The 7,138-nt window shown below is 76.1% G+C and carries 6 protein-coding genes; 4 read left to right on the forward strand and 2 right to left on the reverse strand.

What is annotated here, in order from left to right:
* Positions 1–265 precede the first annotated feature (265 nt).
* Together AQJ66_RS01145 and AQJ66_RS01150 are read left to right on the forward strand one after the other, a co-directional pair.
* Complete coding sequence (locus AQJ66_RS01145; RefSeq protein WP_061914991.1) at positions 266–1,393, forward strand: aminopeptidase P family protein; 1,128 nt, start codon at positions 266–268, stop codon at positions 1,391–1,393.
* 61 nt (positions 1,394–1,454) lie between these two features.
* Entirely contained in the window at positions 1,455–2,417 is a 963-nt protein-coding gene (locus tag AQJ66_RS01150; protein WP_061914994.1) for an aminoglycoside phosphotransferase family protein, read from the forward strand.
* A 29-nt stretch (positions 2,418–2,446) separates the two neighbouring features.
* On the opposite strand, the gene treZ is transcribed toward AQJ66_RS01150, so the two are convergent.
* On the reverse strand, positions 2,447–4,192 hold the full coding sequence (gene treZ / locus AQJ66_RS01155; RefSeq protein WP_061914997.1) for a malto-oligosyltrehalose trehalohydrolase: 1,746 nt from the start codon (positions 4,190–4,192) through the stop codon (positions 2,447–2,449).
* Between the two features lie 174 nt (positions 4,193–4,366).
* Between treZ and AQJ66_RS01160 the strand changes: the two genes are divergently transcribed.
* Positions 4,367–4,927 (forward strand): DUF1707 and FHA domain-containing protein, encoded by a 561-nt coding sequence (locus AQJ66_RS01160; protein ID WP_061915000.1) that lies wholly within the window; start codon positions 4,367–4,369, stop codon positions 4,925–4,927.
* Between the two features lie 76 nt (positions 4,928–5,003).
* Entirely contained in the window at positions 5,004–5,420 is a 417-nt protein-coding gene (locus AQJ66_RS01165) for an SSI family serine proteinase inhibitor (RefSeq protein ID WP_061915002.1), read from the forward strand.
* 7 nt (positions 5,421–5,427) lie between these two features.
* On the opposite strand, the gene AQJ66_RS01170 is transcribed toward AQJ66_RS01165, so the two are convergent.
* Positions 5,428–6,678, reverse strand: a complete 1,251-nt coding sequence (locus tag AQJ66_RS01170; protein ID WP_061915006.1) for a M14 family zinc carboxypeptidase — start codon at positions 6,676–6,678, stop codon at positions 5,428–5,430.
* Positions 6,679–7,138 lie beyond the last annotated feature (460 nt).

Genomic DNA, 7,138 nt, shown 5'->3' on the forward strand with positions numbered 1-7,138 from the left:
GGGGCGGGCGCCGTCGCCGGTGAGCGGCCGGAGCACCGTCCCCTCCGGCCCTGGGACCGCGCGCCGCCGTCCCCGTCTCCCGATGTCCACCGGTCGCTCCACGAAGGCCGCGCGAGGGACGTGAGGGCGGGGCCGTGCCGAGGCCGGCCGCGTGGGCCGGGGCCGCGGGACCGTGCGATCGGGTCGCGTCGCCCCGGCCGGACGGGCAGGATGCTGCCCGAGACCGCTTCGACCCGCCACCCAGACCCGCGTTTCGGAGGCCCGGATGACCGGCACCACGCCCGCGCCCTTCACCGCCGACGACTACGGCGCCCGTATGGAGCGCGCCGCGCGCTCGGCCGCCGACGCCGGTCTCGCGGGACTGCTCGTCGCCCCCGGCCCCGACCTGGTCTGGCTGACCGGCTACGCGCCGACCGCGGTCACCGAACGGCTCACCCTGCTGGTGCTGGCCCCCGGCCGGGACCCCGTCCTCGTCGTGCCCACCCTGGAGGCCCCGGACGCCGGGCAGGCGGCCGGCGCGCCCGCGCTGACCCTGCGCGACTGGACCGACGGCCAGGACCCCTACGCCGTCACCGCCGGCCTCCTGGACGCCCGCGGCCGCTTCGGCGTCAGCGACAACGCCTGGGCGATGCACCTGCTGGGCCTCCAGCGGACCCTGCCCGGCACCTCCTACGCGTCCCTCACCGACGCCCTGCCGATGCTGCGCGCCGTCAAGGACGCGGCCGAACTCGACCTCCTGGCCGCCGCGGGCGCCGCCGCCGACCAGGCGTTCGAGGAGATCCGCACGGTGCCCTTCGCCGGCCGCCGCGAGTCCGACGTCGGCCACGACCTCGCCGCGCTGCTGCGCCGCTTCGGCCACTCCCAGGTCGACTTCACCATCGTCGGCTCCGGACCCAACGGAGCCAACCCGCACCACGAGGTCGGCGACCGCGTCATCCAGGACGGCGACATGGTCGTCCTCGACTTCGGCGGCCTCAAGGACGGCTACGGCTCCGACACCACCCGCACCGTCCACGTCGGCGAGCCGACCGACGAGGAGCGCCGCGTCCACGACGTCGTGCGCGCCGCCCAGGAGGCCGGCTTCCGGGCCGTCCGGCCCGGCGCCGCCTGCCAGGAGGTCGACCGGGCCGCCCGCGCGGTCATCGCCGACGCCGGATACGGCCCGTACTTCATCCACCGCACCGGGCACGGCATCGGCGTCACCACGCACGAGCCGCCGTACATGATCGAGGGCGAGGAACAGCCCCTCGTCCCCGGCATGTGCTTCTCCGTGGAGCCCGGCATCTACCTGCCCGGCCGCTTCGGAGTGCGCATCGAGGACATCGTCACGGTGACGCGGGACGGCGGACGCCGTCTCAACAACACCACCCGTGAGATGGTCATAGTGGGCTGAAAGATTCGGAAGGCACCCACTCCGACCACCCCGACATCCCGGAACGGCTACGGCGCGACCCATGACCCAGGCACCGACACCCACCGCGGACACCGTGCGCAGACTGGTCCGTTCGCTGTTCGACGAGGGCACCGGCGGCACCGCCGGACCCGACGTCCGGCCCGTCCGGGAGGGGCACGAGTACACCTGGTGGGTCGGCACCCGCCACGTGCTGCGCCTCGCCCCCGACCGCGACGCCTCCGTCCGCCGCCGCCGGGAACTGCGCCTGCGCGACCTGGTCCGCCCGCACGTGGGCGTCGCCGTGCCCACCAGCGTCGCGCACGGCGACTGGGCACCCGGCCTCGCCTACACCCTGGACACCAGGGTGCCCGGCGGCACGGCCGACGCACACGACGTCTCCGCCGTCGGCGAGGCCGACCTCGCCGGACTGCTCGGCGGGCTGCGCGCGGTCCCCGTCCGGCAGGCCGAGACGCTCGGCGTGCCGCGCACCGCACCGCGCTCCCTGGAAGCGCTGCGCCGCATGGCCGTGCACGCCGCCGAACGGCTCTCCGCCGCCGACGAGTTCGACGCCACCCGGCTGCGCCAGCTCACCCCGCCCGGCGCGGCCCAGCTCGCCGCGCAGTCCGCCACCGCCGTCCTCACCCACCACGGGCTCACCGGCGAGCACGTGGTGGTCAGCGCCGACGGGCGGGTCCGCGGCGTCCTGGACTGGACCGAGGCGGCCGTCGGCGACCCCGCCGAGGACATCGCCGGGCTCGCCGTCGCCGTCGGCTCCCCGGCGGCCGTGCGCGCCGCCACCCTCGCCGGCTACGGCGCCCGCCCCTGCCTGCGCGGCCTGTGGCTGGCCCGCTGCGACACCGTCATCCGCCTCACGGACCACGTCGAGGGCCGGGCCCGCGGCTCCCTGACCCTGCTGCGCAGCCGGTTGCGGCGCACTTGGGAGCCGATCCTGCTGGAGCGGGTGACCGAGTTCAAGGACGGCGAGGGGGAGCCGGGCGGCCAGGGGGCCCGGCAGGCGCCGTAGCAGCGGGGCTCAGGGCCGCCCGGCGCGGCTCACGGCTGCACCAGCACCACGCACGACTCCCCGGGCACCTGCAGCAGCCCGTCCGGGCCCGGGGACCGCACCGGGTCCCAGGCCGCGAGGACCTCCACCTCGCCGGTGCCCAGTGGGATCGCGGCCGGCTCCTTGCCGAGGTTCACCGCCACCCGTACGTCCCCGCGCCGGAACGCCAGCCAGCGGGCCTCCTCGTCGTAGGCCACCTTCGTGTCGGCGAGGTCCGGGTCGGTGAGGTCCGGCTGCTCCCGGCGCAGCGCGATCAGCCGCCGGTACCAGTCCAGCACGCGCGCGTGCGGCTCGCGTTCCGGCTCCGACCAGTCCAGGCAGGACCGCTCCCGGGTCGCCGGGTCCTGCGGGTCCGGTACGTCCTCCTCGGCCCAGCCGTGCTCCGCGAACTCCCGCCGCCTGCCCCGTCGTACCGCCTCGGCCAGCTCCGGGTCGGTGTGGTCGGTGAAGAACTGCCAGGGCGTGCCGGCCGCCCACTCCTCGCCCATGAACAGCATCGGGGTGAACGGCGCGGTCAGCGTCAGCGTGGCCGCGCAGGCCAGCAGACCGGGGGAGAGGAGGGCCGCGAGCCGGTCCCCCTGCGCCCGGTTGCCGACCTGGTCGTGCGTCTGGCTGTAGCCCAGCAGCCGGTGCCCGGCCACCCGCGCCCGGTCCAGCGGCCGGCCGTGGCGGCGGCCCCGGAAGCTCGAGTAGGTGCCGTCGTGGAAGTAGCCGCCGGTGAGCGTCTTGGCGAGCGCGGCGAACGGGTCCCGGCCGAAGTCGGCGTAGTAGCCCTGGGACTCGCCGGTCAGCGCGGCGTGCACGGCGTGGTGGAAGTCGTCGTTCCACTGCGCGTGCAGCCCGAGGCCCTGCTCCGCGCGCGGGGTGATGAACCGCGGGTTGTTCAGGTCGGACTCGGCGATCAGCGACAGCGGCCGGCCCAGCTCCTCGGCGAGACCGTCCACGGCCGCCGACAGCTCCTCCAGGAAGTGGCACGCGCGCGTGTCGTACAGCGCGTGCACCGCGTCCAGCCGCAGCCCGTCGAGCCGGTAGTCCCTGAGCCACGCCAGCGCGCTGCCCACCAGGTACGCGCGCACCTCGTCCGAGCCGGGCGCGTCCAGGTTCACGGCCGAGCCCCACGGCGTCGTGTGCGTGTCCGTGAAGTACGGCCCGAACAGCGGCAGATAGTTGCCCGACGGGCCCAAGTGGTTGTGCACGACGTCCAGGACGACCGCCAGGCCGAGCTCGTGCGCCCGGTCCACGAACCGCTGCAGCGCCTCGGGGCCGCCGTACGGCTCGTGCACCGCCCACAGCGACACCCCCTCGTACCCCCAGCCGTGCCGCCCCGGGAACGGGCACACCGGCATCAACTCCACGTGCGTCACGCCCAGTTCCACCAGGTGCTCCAGGCGCCCGGCGGCCGCGTCCAGGGTGCCCTCGGGGGTGTACGTGCCCACGTGCAGCTCGTAGACCACCGCGCCCGGCAGCCCGCGTCCCGCCCACGCGGCACGCCACCCGTACCGCCCGAGGTCGACGACCGCGCTCAGCCCGTCCGGGCCGTCCGGCTGGCGCCGCGAGCGCGGGTCGGGCAGCACCGGCCCGCCGTCCAGCGCGAACCCGTAGCGCGAGCCCTCCCGCGCCTGAGCCTCCCCCGACCACCAGCCGGCCCGTTCCGGATCGCGCTCCAACGCGCGCGTGGCGCCGTCGCAATGGAGCGTCACACGGTCTGCCTGCGGTGCCCACACCTCGAACTGCACGGACGGTTCCCCTTCGTCTGTTCACCGTGAGGTATCCCGTCCATCGTGCCGTGAACCCGATCGATCCGCCCCCGCATCCGCCCTTTCCCGGCAGGTGTCGTGCAACCCGCGTGCGCGGGACGCCGATTCCGCGGTTTCTGGACACCGCGGGTCCCCTGCCCGACAATCACGGACGTGACGTCGTCCTTCGAGTTCCCCACGTATCCCGCGCGGTTGTCGGACGCGCAGCGCGACAAGGCGCTGCGGGTGCTGCGGGACGGCGCCGCCATGGGGCGGCTCTCGCACGACACCTTCGTGCGCCGCATGGAGCTGGCCCTCGCCGCGCGCCGTGCCGACGAACTCGACGCGCTCACCGCCGACCTGCCCCGCGAGAACCGCCTCTCCCGCGCGGTCCTCGGCACGGTCGAGGCCGTCTCCGGGTTCACCGTGCGGCTGCGCCGGGCCTGGCAGGCGGAGCGGCTGCCCAAACTGCTGCTGCCCCAACCGGCGTCCGGCCACCCGCTGCGGATAGGCCGCGATCCGGCGAGCGGGCTGCGGCTGAACCACGACACCGTCTCGCGCGTGCACGCAGAGCTGCGCCGCCAGGACGGCATGTGGGTGCTCAGGGACCTCGGCTCGACCAACGGGACCACCGTCAACGGGCGCCGGGTGACCGGCGCCGTCGTCGTCCGCGAGGGCGACCAGGTCGGCTTCGGCCGCATCGCCTTCCGGCTGGCCGCCCACCGGGGCGAGTGACGCTCCGGCCCGCCCGTGGGTCCCGTTCGGGTGACGGGGGGTGGGGAAGACGGGCCGCCGTGCCGATGTACCGGGCATGACGTACCTCACCCGAGCGACAGCGGCCGCCGGCGTCCTGCTGGCCTGGGCCGGCCTCCTGGCCGCGGGCCCCGCCCAGGCCGCGCCCCGCGACCTGCCTCCCAGCAACTGGGTCTTCCTCAGCGTCACCCGCGGCGACCCGCACACCGGTGCCGTGCGGGGCGCGCTCCTGCAGTGCGACCCGCCGGTGGGCGACGCGCGCGCGGCGTCGGCCTGCTCCCAGCTCGCCGCCGTCGACGGCGACATCGCCCGCATGCCGCAGACCAAGAACGTGTTCTGTCCGATGATCTACGCGCCCGTGACCGTCCAGGCGCGCGGGCTGTGGAACGGACGGCCGGTGGACTACCGCGAGACGTTCTCCAGCGCGTGCGTCATGAACGCGCGGACGGGGTCGGTCTTCGCCCTGGCCGGCTGACCCGGCCTCACGCCGCCCGCTCACGGGCCTGCTGCGCCGCCACCAGGACCGTCCGGGACTGGTGCTCCACCTGGTGCTCCAACGGCACCCAGCGGGCCCGGAAGCGTGCCGCGAACGCCTCGCTCCACTCGGTGACCAGCCCCTCGAGACGGGGGGCCGCCCGGTCGTCGGTCTCCCGCAGCACCCGCAGCAGCATGGCCGCCGCCCGCAGCGGCAGCCGCCGGCCGAACGCGTCCACACTGCCGACGTACGCCATCGTCGTGCCGGCCGGCGGCGTCTGGACCCAGTCCCGCGCCAGACCCGGGATCAGCTCCAGCGCCCAGCGGGCGGCCCGCAGCAGCGGGCCGTCCGCCCCCCGCAGCCGGGGCAGCACCTCCTCGAGCACCTGGTCCACCTCGAGCGCGTCGCGCAGCAGCCGGGCGGACAGCCGCCGCATCGCCGCCGCCGGCGCCGGATGCGGCGCCGGGTCGTCCACCAGGTCACTGGCCCACATCGGCACCTCCACCACCGCCGTCAGCCCGCCGTAGCGGTGCGCGTGGTACCAGGTGCTGTGCCGGGCGTCGTCCGGCATGCTCGGGTAGGCGACGCCCGACTCCGGGCCGGGCATCACGTGCACCCCCGGCCCGGAGACCCTCCAGCCCGCGGCGTCCGAGGCGCCCGTCTCCACCGGGATGTGCAGCTGCGCCGCCGACTTGGCGAAGGGCTCGGCGAGACCCGGCAGGTCCTTGGTCAGCTGGACCCAGCTGCCGCCCAGATCGGTGCCGTGCAGCGTCACCTGGAGGTAGGGGCGCAGCTCGTCGATCACCCCGGTCAGCGTCCGGGTCTCGGGCGGCAGCCGGTCCGGCGGCAGCACCGCGGGGGACCACTCCGGCTGCTCCGCGCCCGTGGGCCGGTAGAAGCCGTGGTGGTAGTCGAGCAGGGTGCGCGGCGCCGGGGTCACGTGCAGGCTCGCGCCGTCCGGGTCCGCGCACAGCAGGAAGTGCCAGGAGGTGCCCGTCCGCAACCCGCGCTCCGCCAGCACGCGTTCGGCCAGCACGCACAGGGTGAGACCGCCGGTCGGCTCGTTGGCGTGGGCGCCCGCCACCACCAGCACCGCCCGGGGGGAGTGCCCCACCGACAGCAGGTGCAGGGGCCGGCCGGCCCGCGAGCGGCCCACCTGCCTGAGCGAGCACAGCCCCGGCTCCCGAGCGGTCAGCGCCCGCGCGGCGGAGACCAGTTCGGGAACGCTGGGGTAGCGCAATTCCGGCAGGAGACTCACCCCCGATGTGTCCGTCCGGATTCGCACTCTTAGTGCCGCACGGCGTGACTGAACTGTCAAGCATCCGGCGGGGGAGCCTCCCGGGGGCCCGGACGCGTTCACGTCCCGCGCGTACCCGGATCGCCCCGGCAGGCCGGGCTCGGCTGAGTCGTCCGGGCTGGGCCGTCCGGGCCCGGCACCCGCTCGGCGCGACCGCCCGGCTCCCGCCGAGCCGTGCGGGCCCGGCTCCCGTTGGGCGTCGGCCGGCCGGTTCCCCGAGCCCCGAGGCGGGCGCGGCCGCCCGGCCACCGCATGCCCCGTCGGCGGACCGGGACCGGCCCGGGGACCGGCGCCACCGCGCCGGCCGGCCTGCACGCGCTGCGCAGCCGGGCATCGGCCCGCGGCAGCACCGGCCGCCGGCGGCCCGCCGAGGGCCGGGGCGCCGGCCCTCGGCCAGACGGCCCCGCCTCGGCGGAGCGCC

The sequence above is a fragment of the Streptomyces bungoensis genome (genome assembly GCF_001514215.1).
In the GTDB taxonomy this organism is placed as follows: Bacteria; Actinomycetota; Actinomycetes; order Streptomycetales; family Streptomycetaceae; genus Streptomyces; species Streptomyces bungoensis.